The sequence below is a fragment of the Anaerocolumna sp. AGMB13020 genome, from assembly GCF_033100115.1.
Classification (GTDB): Bacteria; Bacillota; Clostridia; order Lachnospirales; family Lachnospiraceae; genus Anaerocolumna.
Genome location: NZ_CP136910.1, coordinates 1 through 16,703 on the forward strand (window position 1 = coordinate 1; position 16,703 = coordinate 16,703).

General features: G+C 38.0%; 13 protein-coding genes. 12 read left to right on the plus strand and 1 reads right to left on the minus strand.

Annotated features, from left to right (window positions below; all coding sequences use genetic code 11):
• The 3 genes from ilvA to R2R35_RS00015 all read left to right on the plus strand — a co-directional run bounded on the left by ilvA (position 1) and on the right by R2R35_RS00015 (position 3,923).
• Entirely contained in the window at positions 1-1,221 is a 1,221-nt protein-coding gene (ilvA, locus tag R2R35_RS00005) for a threonine ammonia-lyase (protein ID WP_317732457.1), read from the plus strand.
• A gap of 1,059 nt (positions 1,222-2,280) precedes the next feature.
• On the plus strand, positions 2,281-3,327 hold the full coding sequence (gene recA / locus R2R35_RS00010; protein ID WP_317732458.1) for a recombinase RecA: 1,047 nt from the start codon (positions 2,281-2,283) through the stop codon (positions 3,325-3,327).
• A 2-nt stretch (positions 3,328-3,329) separates the two neighbouring features.
• Positions 3,330-3,923 (plus strand): regulatory protein RecX, encoded by a 594-nt coding sequence (locus tag R2R35_RS00015; protein ID WP_317732459.1) that lies wholly within the window; start codon positions 3,330-3,332, stop codon positions 3,921-3,923.
• Between the two features lie 266 nt (positions 3,924-4,189).
• Here the strand turns inward: R2R35_RS00015 and R2R35_RS00020 are convergent, their stop codons facing one another.
• Complete coding sequence (locus tag R2R35_RS00020; protein WP_317730199.1) at positions 4,190-5,371, minus strand: ISL3 family transposase; 1,182 nt, start codon at positions 5,369-5,371, stop codon at positions 4,190-4,192.
• 506 nt (positions 5,372-5,877) lie between these two features.
• Here R2R35_RS00020 and R2R35_RS00025 point away from each other — a divergent pair.
• The 9 genes from R2R35_RS00025 to R2R35_RS00065 all read left to right on the plus strand — a co-directional run bounded on the left by R2R35_RS00025 (position 5,878) and on the right by R2R35_RS00065 (position 16,649).
• Positions 5,878-6,846 (plus strand): glycoside hydrolase family 113, encoded by a 969-nt coding sequence (locus R2R35_RS00025; protein ID WP_317732460.1) that lies wholly within the window; start codon positions 5,878-5,880, stop codon positions 6,844-6,846.
• Between the two features lie 560 nt (positions 6,847-7,406).
• The gene (locus R2R35_RS00030; protein WP_317732461.1) at positions 7,407-8,750 is read left to right on the plus strand and encodes an MFS transporter; all 1,344 of its coding nucleotides are present in this window, start codon (positions 7,407-7,409) and stop codon (positions 8,748-8,750) included.
• Positions 8,751-8,766: 16 nt separating this feature from the next.
• On the plus strand, positions 8,767-9,756 hold the full coding sequence (locus R2R35_RS00035; RefSeq protein ID WP_317732462.1) for a phosphotransferase family protein: 990 nt from the start codon (positions 8,767-8,769) through the stop codon (positions 9,754-9,756).
• A 51-nt stretch (positions 9,757-9,807) separates the two neighbouring features.
• Positions 9,808-11,526, plus strand: a complete 1,719-nt coding sequence (locus tag R2R35_RS00040; protein ID WP_317732463.1) for a sensor domain-containing diguanylate cyclase/phosphohydrolase — start codon at positions 9,808-9,810, stop codon at positions 11,524-11,526.
• Between the two features lie 215 nt (positions 11,527-11,741).
• Positions 11,742-13,172, plus strand: coding sequence for an acyl-CoA carboxylase subunit beta (locus tag R2R35_RS00045; protein ID WP_317732464.1), 1,431 nt, complete (start codon positions 11,742-11,744; stop codon positions 13,170-13,172).
• Between the two features lie 143 nt (positions 13,173-13,315).
• Positions 13,316-13,705 (plus strand): OadG family protein, encoded by a 390-nt coding sequence (locus R2R35_RS00050; protein WP_317732465.1) that lies wholly within the window; start codon positions 13,316-13,318, stop codon positions 13,703-13,705.
• A 34-nt stretch (positions 13,706-13,739) separates the two neighbouring features.
• The gene (locus R2R35_RS00055; protein WP_317732466.1) at positions 13,740-14,165 is read left to right on the plus strand and encodes a biotin/lipoyl-containing protein; all 426 of its coding nucleotides are present in this window, start codon (positions 13,740-13,742) and stop codon (positions 14,163-14,165) included.
• 27 nt (positions 14,166-14,192) lie between these two features.
• Complete coding sequence (locus R2R35_RS00060) at positions 14,193-15,623, plus strand: oxaloacetate decarboxylase subunit alpha (protein ID WP_317732467.1); 1,431 nt, start codon at positions 14,193-14,195, stop codon at positions 15,621-15,623.
• Positions 15,624-15,935: 312 nt separating this feature from the next.
• Entirely contained in the window at positions 15,936-16,649 is a 714-nt protein-coding gene (locus tag R2R35_RS00065) for a TrmH family RNA methyltransferase (RefSeq protein ID WP_317732468.1), read from the plus strand.
• The last annotated feature ends 54 nt before the right edge of the window (positions 16,650-16,703 follow it).

Consider the following 16,703-nt stretch of genomic DNA (forward strand, 5'->3'; position numbering starts at 1 on the left):
ATGATGACATTGGATAAATTTGAAGAAGCTGCAGAAACCGTCAAAAGGGTCACATTAAGGACGAAATTAATATACAGTGATTATTTTTCGGATACTACGGGAAATAAAGTATTCTTAAAACCTGAAAATATGCAGTTTACCGGAGCCTATAAAGTTCGAGGAGCCTATTATAAGATCAGTACATTAAGCAAGGAAGACAGAGAAAAGGGACTTATTACGGCATCGGCCGGAAATCACGCCCAAGGTGTGGCATATGCTGCTAAAATGTACGGAGCGAAGGCAATCATTGTTATGCCTACAACAACTCCTCTTATCAAGGTCAATCGTACCAAGGGTTACGGAGCAGAAGTTATCCTTCATGGCAATGTGTATGACGATGCCTGTCAGTATGCATTAAAGCTGGCTGAAGAGAAGGAATATACTTTTATCCATCCTTTTGATGATGAAGTTGTGGCTACAGGACAGGGCACCATAGCAATGGAAATATTTCAGGAGATTCCTACTGTTGACATCATTCTTGTTCCAATCGGCGGCGGCGGTCTTGCAGCCGGTGTCTCTACTTTGGCAAAGCTGTTAAACCCTAATATTAAAGTAATTGGTGTGGAACCTATGGGAGCCAATTGTATGCAGGAATCCATTAAGGCAGGTCATGTTATTACTATTCCGCAGATAGAAACCATAGCTGACGGAACAGCGGTCAAAACCCCTGGTAGCAATATATTTCCGTATATTCAGAAAAATATCGATGAGATAATAGCAATTGATGATCGTGAACTCATAGTTAGTTTTCTGGATATGATCGAGAATCATAAGATGGTAGTGGAGAATTCTGGTTTGTTGACTGTGGCGGCTCTTAAACAATTGAATTGTACGGGCAAAAAAATCGTATCTATCTTAAGTGGTGGTAATATGGATGTTATAACGGTATCTTCTGTGGTTCAGCATGGACTTATACAAAGAGGCCGTATCTTTACAGTGTCTGTTTTATTGCCGGATCGTCCCGGTGCGCTTGTTAATGTTGCCAATGTCATAGCAGAAGCTCAGGGAAACATCATTCGTTTAGATCATAATCAGTTCGTATCCATAAATCGAAACAGTGCTGTTGAATTGACGATAACCATGGAAAGCTTCGGACACGAACACAAGGATGCAATCGTTCAGGCATTGACGGATAAGGGTTATAATCCTCAGATTGTACAGCCGAAGAATACATACAATTAAGAACAGATTGCATAAGTATCGCTTTGTACAGAATTAGTTATTTTTCAGAATCAGTTATTTTTCGGAATTCGCTTAGTCAAAGAAGGAGCAGCATACTTGCTGTTGCCGGGATTTATATATCCGGAGGATGCCAGGATATAATCAACATATTTTCCGGCTGTCAAATTCCCAATTATATATCAGTGTGTATGAAAATCTTTGAACGAATATAAATATTATGCTTGATATATGCCAGGTTCCCTTAACTTCATTCTTAAAAAGAGTGAACAACGGGGAACCATAAATTTTTCACAAACACTTTGGTAAGTACATGAAATTAAACAGAAAATCTTATGTGAAGTAATGTCTGGAGTATTTTTATAAGGATAAAACACAATATATAAAATGTTAAATACTATAAATTAAGCTGTTATGTAAGAATGTGTAAATGCGGGTTTACAATTTTATATATTTCTGTTATTCTATATAAAAGCTTGTGTCATTAAATTGACATAGGAGCTTTCTATCATATCTTCTTTGTTTATCTCAAATTCTGTTCTATCCGATTTAATAATCATATAACCTCCATCACAACAAAATGAAATGTTCCATATTCATTCTATTATCCTGCTGTACATTGATAATGTAGTTTAAAGGAAAGGGGGAGTTGTTGTAATAAAATAAGAGTAAAGAAATTAGACAAAAAAAGGATTCAAAATAAGACCCCAAAAAAGGATCCCCAAATAAGACTTATAAAAGGATACCAAAAGGGACCCAAAATGAGACCCAAAAAAGGATACCAAAAGGGACCCAAAATAAGACCCAAAAAAGGATCAAAAAGTAAGAATCCAAAAATAAGAACCCAAAAATAAGAACTAAAAACCAAAATAAAAACCAAATTAAGAACAAAAAAGAACCAGAATATGAGAACCAGAATATGAGAACCAAAATACGAAAACCAAAAATAAAAAGAAAGAACAAAGAAATAAGAACAAAGAAATAAGAATTTAAGATTGACAAACTTAAAAAGATAAGCTATTATTAAAACAAGAACATAAGTTCGCATAAAGGAGAAAAAAGATGTCAAAAGAAGATAAGAGCAGAGCGCTGGAATCCGCATTGGCGCAGATTGAGAAACAGTACGGAAAAGGCTCCGTTATGAAACTTGGTGATACGGCTGCCCATATGAACATAGAAACTATACCCACCGGATCTATCAGCTTGGACGTTGCCTTGGGCTTGGGCGGTATACCCAAGGGGAGAATCGTTGAAATATATGGACCGGAATCCAGTGGTAAGACTACGGTTGCTCTTCACATGGTTGCAGAAGTGCAAAAAATTGGTGGAATTGCCGGATTTATCGATGCGGAGCATGCTTTGGACCCTGTCTATGCGAAAAGAATCGGAGTAGATATCGATAATCTCTACATATCCCAGCCTGACAATGGGGAACAAGCCTTAGAAATTACAGAAACAATGGTTCGTTCCGGTGCAGTGGATATAATTATTGTCGATTCCGTGGCTGCGTTGGTACCAAGAGCAGAAATTGATGGAGATATGGGTGATTCTCATGTAGGCTTACAAGCCAGGTTAATGTCCCAGGCGCTTCGTAAATTAACAGCTGCTATCAGCAAATCCAATTGTATTGTAATTTTTATCAACCAGCTTCGTGAAAAGGTTGGTGTAATGTTTGGAAATCCTGAGACAACTACTGGTGGACGTGCTCTTAAGTTCTATTCTTCCATTCGTTTGGATGTTCGTAAAATTGAAGCATTGAAGCAGGGTGGAGATATTGTCGGAAGCAGAACACGTATAAAGGTAGTTAAGAACAAGGTTGCGCCTCCTTTTAAAGAAGCGGAGTTTGATATTATGTTCGGACAGGGTATTTCCAGAGAAGGTGATGTTTTAGACCTGGCTTCCAATGAGAATATTGTCATTAAGAGTGGTGCGTGGTATGCCTATAATGAGGCTAAGATTGGACAGGGGCGTGAAAATGCCAAACAATTTTTAAAAGAAAATCCTACGATATTTGCTGAGATTGAATTAAAAGTTAGAGACAAATATAATTTGTCCATTGTATCAGCAACAAATAAGAAGGAAACAGCCGCTAAGGAAGCAGATGAATAAAAATGATTATAACCAGACTGGAAAACACAGGTAAAAATAAAGTAAAAGTATATCTGGACGATAGGTATCGTTTTACTCTATATGACAGAGAGATCAAGAAATATGGTCTGATAGAAGAAGGTAATATGGCAGAGACACTTCTGAATGAGTTATACAACAATGCCATAAAGCGAGCCAAGCAAAAAGCGATGGCACTGCTTAAGCATATGGACCGGACAGAAGCGGAACTAAAAAGAAAGCTGGAAATGGCCGGATTCAGCGGAGATATTATACAAGAAGCCATTTGTTACGTTATCAGTTATCACTATATTGATGATTTACGTTATGCTTCCAGTTATGTGAGGATGAAAAAGAGCAGTAAAAGTAAACGACAGATAATAGGTGAACTGCAGCAAAAAGGGATAGCGGGAACGGATATACAAGAAGCGCTTTCCAGTGAGTATGATAGCGAAGAGGAAGCAATTCAACGCGAGATTACAAAAAAGTTTGCTGATATTAAGAGTCTGTCCAGAGAAGAGAGGCAGAAGATAGCTGCTAAACTTTATCGAAAAGGTTATGGAATGGACTTAATCAGGCATTACATGAGTCTGGAATAACTTTAATTATCTGGAATGAGCTTGATTATAGGAAGCAAACCTAAGCCTATGTAAGTTAATCTTTAAAGCTGAATGATTGAATATAATATAAAAAACGAGCAAGTGGTTTTATCCACTTGCTCGTTTTTTAGGCTCTTTGTCAATAGTTGGGGTGGGATTCGTATGAATCCCGCTCCTTTCTTACGTTTAGAGCTGTTTCGATAGTTCATTCTACTGTATGCTGTTTTGGGCATGCAAAATAAGCCTCCATATCCCGACCATTTTTCCTATGATGTACAATGAAGTATCCGAGTACGGAACCGGTTAAAGTTTCGGATTCCATAAGAACTTCGTTTTAATACTTTAATCTTATTGTTAAATCCTTCTGTGACACCGTTTGTAATGCCATATTTGAAGGCATTTAAGATTTCTTTTCTCCAAGACTGGAACGTTTTTGCACATTTCTCGAATTCTTTAATACCGCATCCTCTTGCATTAGATATCCAATCATCGAATTCCTGCTGTTGCTTACGATAGGACTCCAGCTGGCTGATGTCATAAAACCATTCTTTCATCATGTGCGCCAACCGTAGGTCATCACTATACTGGAGCATCAGATCACAGGCTTGTTTGTTCTCGTCTTTCAGCTTTCTATAGCGGGTCAAAATCAGCTTCCGGCTTCGTTTATAGTATTTTCGAAGAGAAGTCGGCATGGATTTTTGGAGCCGTTTACGAACATTTTCGATAGCCCATGTGACCTGACGAATGAAATGATACTTGTCCACTATAATCTTTGCATTTGGAAAGAAGGTCCTGGCCAGCTCCACATAGGGAAGCCACATGTCACAGACAAAGAACTTTACTTTCAGCCTTTCCTTTCTTGTAATGTTTCTCCAGTAATCAGCCAGATGGCTCTGAGTGCGGTCTGGAAGAATATCCAGAATCCGGTGTTTTTTAGGATCAACGAGGATACACTGATATTTCCCAGTAGAGGCATTGCCTTTAAATTCATCAATAGAAACAGCCTCAGGAAGTTTATCTGGGGGTGCATAATGGATGGTATCCAAAAGTCTGCAGATTGTAGGGACGGAAACCCCGGTAAGGATTGAAACCTGCTTGAGAGAAAAAGTCTGCCGAAGGAGAGATATAACATAAAAAGCCAGTCTCCTTGTTCTGCGGTGATAGGTAGGAAGAAAAGAATAGTGTTCCAAAAATCGTTTTCCGCAGGAGGTACATAAATAACGTCGTTTTCTTAGAACCAGAATGACGGTTTTACCTTGGAAAGGAGTGTCATTAATTTCCTGGATTCGATAGTCATGAACTCTTTTTGTTTTACAGCCACAACAAGGACAGGTCTGCTCAGAAGGTTTAGTTTCAATGAAAACCTTTAAAAAAGAATCTGCCTGAATCACTTTTTTTACAAAAACATCTTTCAAGTCTAAGAATGCCTTGCTATAATTAGGGTACATCTATAAGAGGTCACCTCCGTTAACATTAAACTTTGGTCGGGATAATGCGTTTGGGAGGCTTCTTATAGATGTATTTTATTACAACTAAAAGAATGTTGGAAGTGTGCTTTTCAAGCACGCCCCAACATTCAGTATAGAACCGTTTTTTATTAATGCTAATGTTTCTGGTTAGAAAATGTTTAATTATTTCATGTATTAAGTTTAATATATGCATTAAATATGTATCTCAAATGCACTATATGAAAGCAAAATGAAATAGTAATTGGTGCATAAAAAAGTTTGAATAATGCATATTCAATGATTTGAGATAAAATAATATGTTTTAACCATACAATTTAGCAGATGTTTTGAAAAATTAAGAAGTATGATTTAACTTTATCAAATTACAGGTATAATATTGCATTGTCTGATGAGATATGTTATGATGCGATTAAAGCATTATAAGTGCATTAATAAAAAATATAAAATGCACCAATTTGCATCAAATTAAACACAAAGGAGATAATATGGACATAAAAGGATTTACCTATGGATGGGATGGCAGAAAAGGAGATTATCTCACAAAAGAGGCAGAAAAGTCACAGGATTTATTATTCGATATTGGAGTTAACTGGATGTGCCTGGCATTTCATGTTCACCAGAAAACTTTTTCTTCTACTGAGATATATTTTGATTATCGAAATACCCTATCTGATAAGGAAATTATCCATACCATAAACCGAGCACATGAAAGAGGTGTTAAAGTCTGTTTGAAACCAGTTATTAACAGTGAAGACGGAGTATGGAGAGCATTGATTAATTTCCCGGATGGTGATATGTGGGGCAAGGATCATTACTGGGATACCTGGTTTGAATACTATACTGCTTTTTTGTGTCATTATGCTGAGATAGCAGCAGACACCGGTTGTGAAATGTTTTGCGTCGGCTGTGAAATGAGTGGAACGGAACGAAAAGAAAAACATTGGAGAAATGCGATAGCAGAAGTTAAAAAGATTTATAAAGGTCCACTGGTTTATAATGCAAACCATGGTAGAGAAAAAGAAGTTAGCTGGTTTGACAGTCTTGATTATATTGGTACCAGTGCATATTATAAAGTTGGGAAGAAACCTGGAGATACCAAAGAAAATATGAAGCAGGAATGGCTGAAAGTAGCTGAACGTTTAAAAGAAGTGAGTGCGTCCTTACAGAAACCTGTTATATTTATGGAGATTGGTATACGAAGTGCCAGCGGATGTGCTATGATGCCTTGGGATTTTACCCATACAGAGTTCGAAAGAAGCGAAGAAGAGCAGGCAGCTTTCTATGACTCCTGTCTGGAGGTATTCTCAAAGGAGGAGTGGTTCAGCGGTGTATTCTGGTGGGATTGGAGTACTGCTATTTATGATACCCAGGAAGAAGCTGATAAAGATATAGGATTTAATATTCATTTGAAAAAGGCGGAGTTTTCCTTAAAAGAGTGGTATCAGAAACTGTAATAAGTCAGCTGATAATAATAAATTGTTTCGTGCAATAGCAGAAGGTATTCCCTCCGTGAGTATAATACAGCTATTTTATAATAAGAATTATTAATATAGGCTTTTAAAATAATAAATACAATTGAAGGAGCAGCAGATTTCTATTTCGCAAAGCTGAGTTTTATCGACATTGGTGTATGAGATTATTATTGTTTATTACTTGGAAGATTCCATCTTCAGTAGTAGCGTTTAAACTTTGCCGTGACATTCAGCCAAGTGCCCTAATAGAAGTGTGGCTGCTTTTTCTGTGTATTGGTTTTATGATAGAAGTTTTTCTAGAGTTTAGTGGAAAGGTCTTTCTGTCCAGTGCAATTCAGCTGAATCAGTGCATGCAAGTATTTAACTTAGCTCTGGAAAAAATGAAAGAATAATCAAAGAAATACTTGTAAAATGTATAAATTATGCTACTATATATGAAAGAAAACGAAATTTATAAGGTCATTATATCCAGAGAAATATCCGTCAGGGCAAGAGATTGTTTATTCTATACAAAATACATGCAAAAGTCCAAGGAGGAATATATGAAAAAATGCCTGCAGAATTTTACTACAGCTTCCTTTCAACGAAATATTTCCTCTTTCTTCCGGCCTGAAAATAATGCCTTACTGATGTTTGCCGTAGAGGGAATGCTTTTTGCTATTGCTACGAATATTATGAACAATAATAATAACCTTTTTGCCTTGCGTCTGGGGGCTTCGGATGCTGAAATCAGTCTTGTTGCTTCTATACCGCAATTTGTTGGGGTGATTGTCTTAATACCTCTTGGTATTCTCACGGATCGTATGAAAAATAAGAGAATGATGGTGTCATTATCTCTTATGGCGCTGGCTTTGTTCTATCTATTCATTGGTTTTGTACCTTTTCTTGGCAGTTTTGCATTTCCCGTATTTATACTGTTTCTATGTCTTTCCGTGGGGCCATTAACTGGTTATAATGCCTCCTGGCAAGCTTATTTTTCCGATGTTGTACCTTTTGAAAACAGAAACCGGATACTTACAGTCAGAACCGGAGGAATGTTCTTCTTTAACATAGCTCTTCCCCTTATTACAGGTGCTTTGCTGGCTTCGGCTTCTGGTACGGATAGTAAGATAAGGATGCACCAAAGCTTTTACTGGTTTATAGCTGCTATCCTTATAATACAGGTAATAACAGTAAGGAAGATAAAAGGAGGGTATACTGGGAAGAAAGAGTCCATGTCTTATGCAGACCTTCGAATTGCTTTTAAGGAATTGCTGCATCATAAGCCCTTTGTGAAATTTCTGGGAGGAGCATTATTCTTTTATCTATTCTGGCAAGCTGATTGGACCTTGTATTTTCTTGGACAGGTAAATTATCTTAAGATGAATGAAGCCTGGTTAAGTTACGCTGCGATTGGTGCAGCATTGGCTCAGTTTTTGACTATTGGATTCTGGAGCAGGCTGAATGAAAGAAAGGGACCGAGATTTGGTGTGATCTTCGGGAATCTGGGGCTTGCCTTATGTCCTTTGTGTATGATTATCTCAACCAGCCTTCCTATTGAAATTGGGCCAGTAGTTTTTCTTATATTGAATACTATTGCAAATCTGGCATTTGCCACAGTCCCTTTGAATATGCCTCAATACCTGTTGTCGGTGATACCGGAAAATAATAAGACTCTAAGCATTTCTATTTATACTGTATTTATCACCTTAAGCAATGCTATTATGCCGTTAGCGGGTGTTAAATTCTATCAGTTTATAGGCAATAACCTGTCCGCATTCCGAAGGGTCTTTGCTATATTACTGATTTTACGAATACTGTCTTCGCTTCAATGGTATTTAAGCTATAAAAGTTATAAACGAGAAACGGGTAATCGGGAAACAGATAATATAAAACCGCCCGTATAGGAAGTGATTTTTACAAATGAAAGGAGAAGGATTTAATTCCTGTATAATTATGAATAGTATAACAAAAAGCAATATTACGGAAGAAACATTAAAAAAAATGGTAAACCTGGCATTTCCCCAGGCAGAACTTCTGGATTGGAAGGAATTAACAGAGGGGTATTTTAATGCTGCTTATTTAATTACTTTAAGTGATGAAAGAGAGGTTATTTTAAAGATAGCCCCGCCGGAGGGTGTTCTTGTCATGTCGAGTGAAGTAGATATCATGAGAGCAGAAGTGGGCTGTATGGAACTGCTTTCTGAGTATCCCGATATACCCATGCCAAAAGTGCTGTTTCATGATTTTTCTCACTCAATTTGTCCAAGTGATTATTTCTTTATGACTAAGCTTGCTGGAAAGAGCTTTAGCAGCATTCAGCAAGCAATGACAGAAGAGGAAAAGGATTCCGTAGAGCGGCAAACTGGAAAATACAACGCTGCTGTCAATGAGATAACTGGTAATGGTTTCGGCTATTATAACAGTATTGTAACGGATTCTGACTGGTTTGATGTATTTAAAGGATTTCTGGAGAAAATCTTTCTGGATGCAGAGAAAATCAGTCTGGATATTGGCATGGATTTTGAAAGCATAAACAAGATGTTATTGAAACATAAAAAAAGTTTTAATGAGGTAACCACACCAAGATTAGTTCATTGGGATCTTTGGGCAGGAAATGTTTTCGTTGAGAAAGATAAAATAACCGGATTTATTGATTTTGAACGCTGTATATGGGGAGATGAGTTATTGGAAGTTGGTTTCCGTTCTCATTATCAGAAACCGGCTTTTCTTGAAGGTTATGGGAAAAAAGGATTCACAGAAACAGAAAAAATACGTATTTTATGGTACGATTTCTATCTGTTTGCAATAGCCTCACTGGAAAGTGATTTCAGAAAATATCCGGATAGAGGAATGCTCTTTTGGGCAAAAGAGAAGCTGGATAAAACCCTGACGGCATTAAGAGCAGTATAAATATACAGGAAGCCGAGTAATAGGACAAAGTAACTGGAGGTGAATTATTTTATGGGGAAACATATAATTTTTACAGCTTCTTTCTTGATTTCCTTGGCAGTGAATCTACTCTGTTTAAATGTGGGAATTTATAATATCCCGCAGCATTTATACTATATCCCCATTTTACTTGGTGTATTCTGGTATAAAAGAACAGGTATCTTACTGACCGTATTTACCTCTTGTACCTATATCGTGTCCGTTCTTCCGTATGATCGGGATGGAGAAATGATTTTGGCGGCGGTTGTTCGCTCCGCAATTTTCCTTGGTGTCTCATTAATGGTCTACATCTTAAATACAAGAAATCTGAAAAATGAAAAGAATCTGTATCGAAATATGGAAAGGCTGCATACTATTTTACATTCAATACGTGATGGGGTTATTGTTACAAATGTTTGTGGAAATATCGAAATAATTAATCCGAAAGCGGAGGAAATATGTATCATAGCAGATATAAGTGCATTAAATAAACCCATCACGGAAGTACTTAATGTATATGATGAAATGAATGAAAAAATAATATTTCAAACACCTGATTGCCGGAATAATTCCTGTTCAGTTCCTTTTTCTCAAAGTGGTTATATCATAACAAGCAACGGAAGTAAAAAAGAAGTTGAAGTACATATAATGCCGGTTCTTCAGGCCGATGGGATGCAGACAGGTAACACAATTATTATACGAGACATAACGGAAAAGAAAAAGGTTGAAAATCAAATCCGGTTTCTTACCTATCATGATAAAATGACCGGTCTTTATAACCGAAGATATTTTGAACAGGCAGTATTTCAAATGGATGAGCCGTCAAATTACCCTATTACGATTATGATAGGTGATGTGAATGGATTAAAACTTACCAACGATGCCTTTGGACATCTTGCCGGTGACAGGCTCTTAGTTGCCGCAGCATCCTCTCTTAGCCGGGTTCTGAAAGAGAAGGATATTCTTGCGAGGTGGGGCGGTGATGAATTCATAATGTTGCTGCCTAATACAGATATAGAAGAAGCAAACAGCATTATCCATGATATTAATCGCTATAATAAAAAAACTTTTGTAGACAGCATTAATTTATCGATCTCTTTGGGATACGCAGTTAAATATAACAATGAATATGATATGAGTGCTGTCATGAAGCAGGCTGATGATATGATGTATAAGGAAAAACTGTCTATCAGCAGAAGCGTTAAAAACAGGACGGTAAATATCATTCTACAGTCATTGTATGTAAAAAATCCGTTGGAAAGAGAACATTCTATGGGAGTCAGCCAATTAGCGGACAAGCTTGGGGTTATTCTTGGTCTTGGTAATAGTGAGATTATAGATTTACGAGTCTTGGGGCAGATACATGATGTAGGCAAGATAACCATAGATGATGCTATACTAAATAAACCGGATAAATTAACAGAAGATGAATACGAGATTATTACAAGGCATTCGGAAAAAGGGTATCAAATAATAAAAGCTTCGCCCGAACTTATGTATCTGTCAGAAGAAGTTCTCTCACATCATGAAAGATATGATGGAACGGGTTACCCTAGAGGTCTAAAGAGAGAAGAAATTCCTAAACTGGCACGAATTTTGGCAGTTGCTGATGCCATTGAATCCATGCTGTCAGATAAGCCTTATCGAAAAGCTCTTACACTGGAACAGATTATCCATGAGTTAAGAGTGAACTCCGGGACTCAATTTGACCCCGAAGTTGTTGAAGCTTCTTATAAGATACTAACTATATAATTACTTTTTTACTTTGACAGGTGTAAAGAAGCCAGGATATATGGCATTTTTATACCTGTCAGTCTTTTATAAGATTGGATTCGATGTATAAAATTACTAATATATACGTGAAATTATTTTAATAATCCTTGAAATTACCAGAAATTTATCCTATAATATAATAGGCAGAAAATTTGAATTTATTTTTATAAATGGAAGTAAATGGAGGGCAGAAGATGAACACGGCTAAACAATTGTCAGCAAGGGAACGAATTACCGCTCTTCTTGATGATAACAGTTTTGTAGAAATTGGTGCTTTGGTCACGAAAAGAAATACGGATTTTAATCTCAGTCAAAAGGAAATTTCTTCCGATGGTGTAATTACCGGGTATGGGGTAATTGACGGAAATCCAGTATATGTATACAGCCAGGACAGCACTGCTGGAAGCGGTACCATTGGTGAAATGCATGCAAAAAAAATCACAGCAATATATGATTTAGCACTTAAGGTGGGGGCACCGGTTATCGGAATAATCGACAGTGCCGGCTTAAGACTTCAGGAAGCCACTGATGCATTGAATGGTTTAGGAGAGATCTACCAGAAACAGACAATGGCGTCAGGTGTAATACCTCAAATAACCGCTATTTTAGGTCCATGCGGTGGAGGGCTTGCTGTATTAAGCGCCTTAAGTGATTTTTCGTTTATGACAGAAAATAATGCGCAGCTTTTTGTGAATTCACCCAACGCTCTGAAACAGAACTTTACAGCGAAATGTGATACAACAACAGCAAAATTTCAAGCGCAGGCAGGAAACATTGACTTTGTTGTAAGTAATGAAGAGGATTTGTTGGAAAGCATCAGAAATCTGGTGGTGTTACTGCCGGCCAATAATGAAGATGATGCATCCTATGATGAATGTCTGGATGACTTAAATCGATTGATTCCGGAAGCTGTATTTGATAACAAAGATACAGCCCACATACTGACGGAGATTTCCGATGATAATTATTTTGTAGAAATTAAGAAGGCCCATGCCAAAGAGATGGTAACTGGATTTATAAGATTAAACGGTGTAACCATAGGAGCTGTTGCAAATCGCAGGGTTTGGACAGAGGAGTCAGGTGCTCTTTCGGCGGAGCATGATGGAACGTTAACAGCAGAAGGATGTTTAAAAGCAGAGAGATTTATTCGTTTCTGTGACTCTTTCGGCATTCCCTTACTTTCACTGACTGATGTTGAAGGGTATAAAGCTGAGCTTAATCAGGAAACCATTATTGCCACCGCCGCTGCAAAATTAACATATGCCTTTGCTTCGGCTACAGTTGCCAAAGTGAATCTTATTATAGGGAAAGCTTTCGGTAGTGCATATGTTACCATGAACTCCAGACATATTGGAGCGGATATGGTATTTGTTCTGGAAAGTGCTTCTATTGGTATGATGGATGAGAACCAGGCGGTAGGCATTATTTATGAGGGCGAAGAGACTGATTTGAAAGCGAAAGCAAAGGAATATAAGGAACTTCAGTCCGATGCTGTTTCAGCGGCAAGACGTGGTTATGTGGATGGCATAATAGATGCAGGAGCTTCACGTAAGCATTTAATATATGCCTTTGAAATGCTCTTTACAAAGAGTGTACATGCTTCCAAAAAACATGGAACGGTTTAATGGATCGGGCAAGTTGCATTCAAAAATTTTTCAACAATGGATTCAGGGAAATCAAATTATAGGTTTGATATCCTTATAAGATATAAATATGAAAGCAATAACTAGGTACGGAAGTGATTTGGACCGTGCAGATAGGAGCAGACATGAGTTTATCAGGATTCTATGGGAACAGTCTTATACTCGCAGTGGTTAATAGCTTTGGGGTTAAGAATCAGATTCCCGGTGAATATTTAGATACGGTTGTAATACTCGGTTTAGTCTTTACAGGCTTAATTCTGGTTGTTGGTATTCTTGGTATCATAAGACTTTTCATCGCTTTAACAAAAGCTATGTATAAGAACAGTGATAACAGCGGGACAAACAGAGCGGCTGACTCAACCTCAGGTGCAGCAGCCATAAATAAGAGCAATCCCTTGCAGATTAATCCTGCAGATGATCCTCAGCTGGTAGCGGTTATAACAGCCGCATTAATGGCTTCCTTGGAAGAGGTACCTGCTGACGGACTTGTAATCCGTTCAATACGTAGAAGATAATATCCAGAGCTTATTAAAAGGAGGAAATAAATAAATGAAAACTTATACAGTTACAGTTAATGGTATTGCATATGATGTTACAGTAGAAGAGACAACAGGCCGTCCGGCAAGAGCAGCGGCACCAGTTTATGCGGCACCCGCACCTGCTCCGGCAGCAGCACCCGCTCCGGCAGCTCAGACAACAGCCCCAGCAGCAGAACCTGAGCAGGAGGTTGCCCCAGCAGCAGTTACCGGTGGCTCCAATGGTAAGATACCTGTTACTTCGCCTATGCCAGGAAAAATTTTAGCTGTTAAAGCGTCTATTGGACAATCGGTTAAGAGAGGTGATGTATTATTGATTCTGGAAGCTATGAAAATGGAAAATGAAATTGTTGCACCGGAAGCCGGAACTGTAGCAAGTATCAATATTGGCGTTGGTGAAACGGTAGAATCCGGAACCTTACTGGCAACTTTAAACTAATAGAACTTGTGTAAAGGAGGCATACCGATGAACGAATTGCATAACGATTCGGGACAGATGAAAAGGCCTGTTAAAATAACCGAAACCATCCTGCGTGATGCTCATCAGTCACTTATTGCAACAAGAATGACTACTGATCAGATGCTGCCCATTATTGAAAAGATGGACAAAGTAGGATACCATGCGGTAGAATGCTGGGGAGGCGCTACCTTTGATGCGTCTTTACGTTTCCTAAAGGAAGATCCCTGGGTTAGACTTAGAAAATTAAGAGAAGGTTTTAAAAATACAAAACTTCAAATGTTGCTTCGCGGACAGAATTTATTGGGCTACCGCCATTATGCGGATGATGTAGTAGAATATTTTATTCAGAAATCCATTGCAAACGGAATCGACAATATACGTATCTTTGATGCGTTTAATGATATCAGAAACCTTGAAACAGCAGTGAAAGCAACGAAAAAAGAAAAAGGCCATGCTCAGATTGCGATTGCATTTACACTGGGTGAAGCTTATACTACCGGGTATTATACGGAACTGGCTAAGAAGATTGAAGAGATGGGTGCGGATTCTTTATGTGTAAAGGATATGGCAGGACTTCTTGTACCTTATGAAGCTTCCGAATTAATCGGTGCTTTAAAGAAGGCCATAAAAATACCTATTGATATTCATACTCACTATACCAGCGGTGTGGCTGCAATGACCTATATGAAAGCAGTAGAAGCCGGTGCAGATATTATAGACACAGCAATGTCTCCTTTTGCTATGGGAACCAGCCAGCCGGCGACAGAAGTATTAGTTGAGACCTTCAAGGGAACCCCTTATGATACCGGTCTTGACCAGCAGCTCTTAGCTGAAATTGCGGATTATTTCCGTCCGCTGAGGGATAGTGCCATGGAGGAAGGAATCTTAAATCCCAAAGTTATGGGTGTGGAGATAAAAACCCTACTCTATCAGGTACCGGGAGGAATGTTATCCAATCTGATGTCCCAGTTAAAGGAACAGAAAGCAGAAGATAAATACTATGAGGTACTGGAAGAGATACCAAGAGTCAGAAAAGATCTTGGTGAACCGCCTTTGGTAACCCCTTCCAGCCAGATAGTTGGTACACAGGCTGTATTAAATGTTATAGCAGGTGAACGTTATAAAATGGTAACCAAAGAAACCAAAGCTATCCTAGCTGGTGAATACGGAAAAACCGTAAGACCTTTCAATGAAGAAGTCAGAAAAAAGGTTATAGGGGATGCAAAACCCATAGAATGCCGTCCGGCAGATCTTCTCAAACCAGAATTGCCGGCGATGGAAGAATCGGTGAAAGATTGGAAACAGCAGGAGGAAGATGTCTTATCCTATGCACTGTTCCCTCAGGTGGCAATGGAATTCTTTAAATATCGTAAAGCTCAGGAAACAGGAGTTGATCCGCTTTTTGCTGATTATCAGAATAAGGCATATCCGGTATAATTTGTATAAGGTTGTACCAGCCGTTATGACAAGTATTAATTAAATAAATTCTTCAATCCCGCAGATAGACTGCTGTACAATTTTCTTTAAATTGCAGCAGTCTGTTTTGATAAAGAGATTTATTTCATTTCTTTCCGTTTAAAAAGCTAAATTTACTAGAATTGGACAGGTTTATGTGAAGAAATTGTATGAACCTTCTTTTATTAAGTAATAGTTTATGAAAGCTTTCGGATTTAAGTTGACGTTTTTCCTATTTGGATATAATATTGTGAGTGAGAATTTTAGTGACTGAATATAAGAAGGAAGTGATGTATGGAAGCGATAAAACCATATAAAAAAGGTGCTGCTTATTCCTACGCTCTCGGTGCTTTTCCTACCTATGAGCTGATAGCAGGAAAAAAAGAAAACATTACAGGTGTATATGTCCATTCTCAGTATACCGATGCGGAGAGGATTAGGAATACCTGTAAAGAGAATAATATACCGGTGCTAAAAGATGATAAGCTTTTTTCAAAGGTTAGTGACAAAGAAAATTGTTACGTAATAGGTGTATTTGATAAGTATGAGGATACCCTGAACAGTGAGGCTTCCCATATAGTGCTTGTCAACCCAAGTAATATGGGAAATCTGGGTACTATCTTAAGAACAGCCTTAGGACTTGGTATAAAGGATATGGCGATTATAACTCCCTGTGCGGATATATTTAATCCAAAGGTTATCCGGGCTTCTATGGGTGCCTTATTCAAAATGAGAGTACAGTTGTTTTCCTCTTTTGAAGAGTATCGAAAGCTTAATAAAAAACAAGAAGTGTTTACCTTTATGCTAAATGGTGAAAATACACTGGAGATACAGAATTGTCCGAAAGTGGAATTGTTTGCACTGGTTTTTGGTAATGAAGCCACAGGGCTGGATGATTCCTATTTAACAGCAGGGACAAGCGTTTGCATTCCGCAATCGCCGGAGGTGGACTCCTTAAACATAACCATAGCAGTAGGAATCGGTACATTTCTATTTACTCATGTATAAGAACCAGAAAGTATATTTATGAATAAAATTGCAAATTAACAGAGCAGAAAGGTC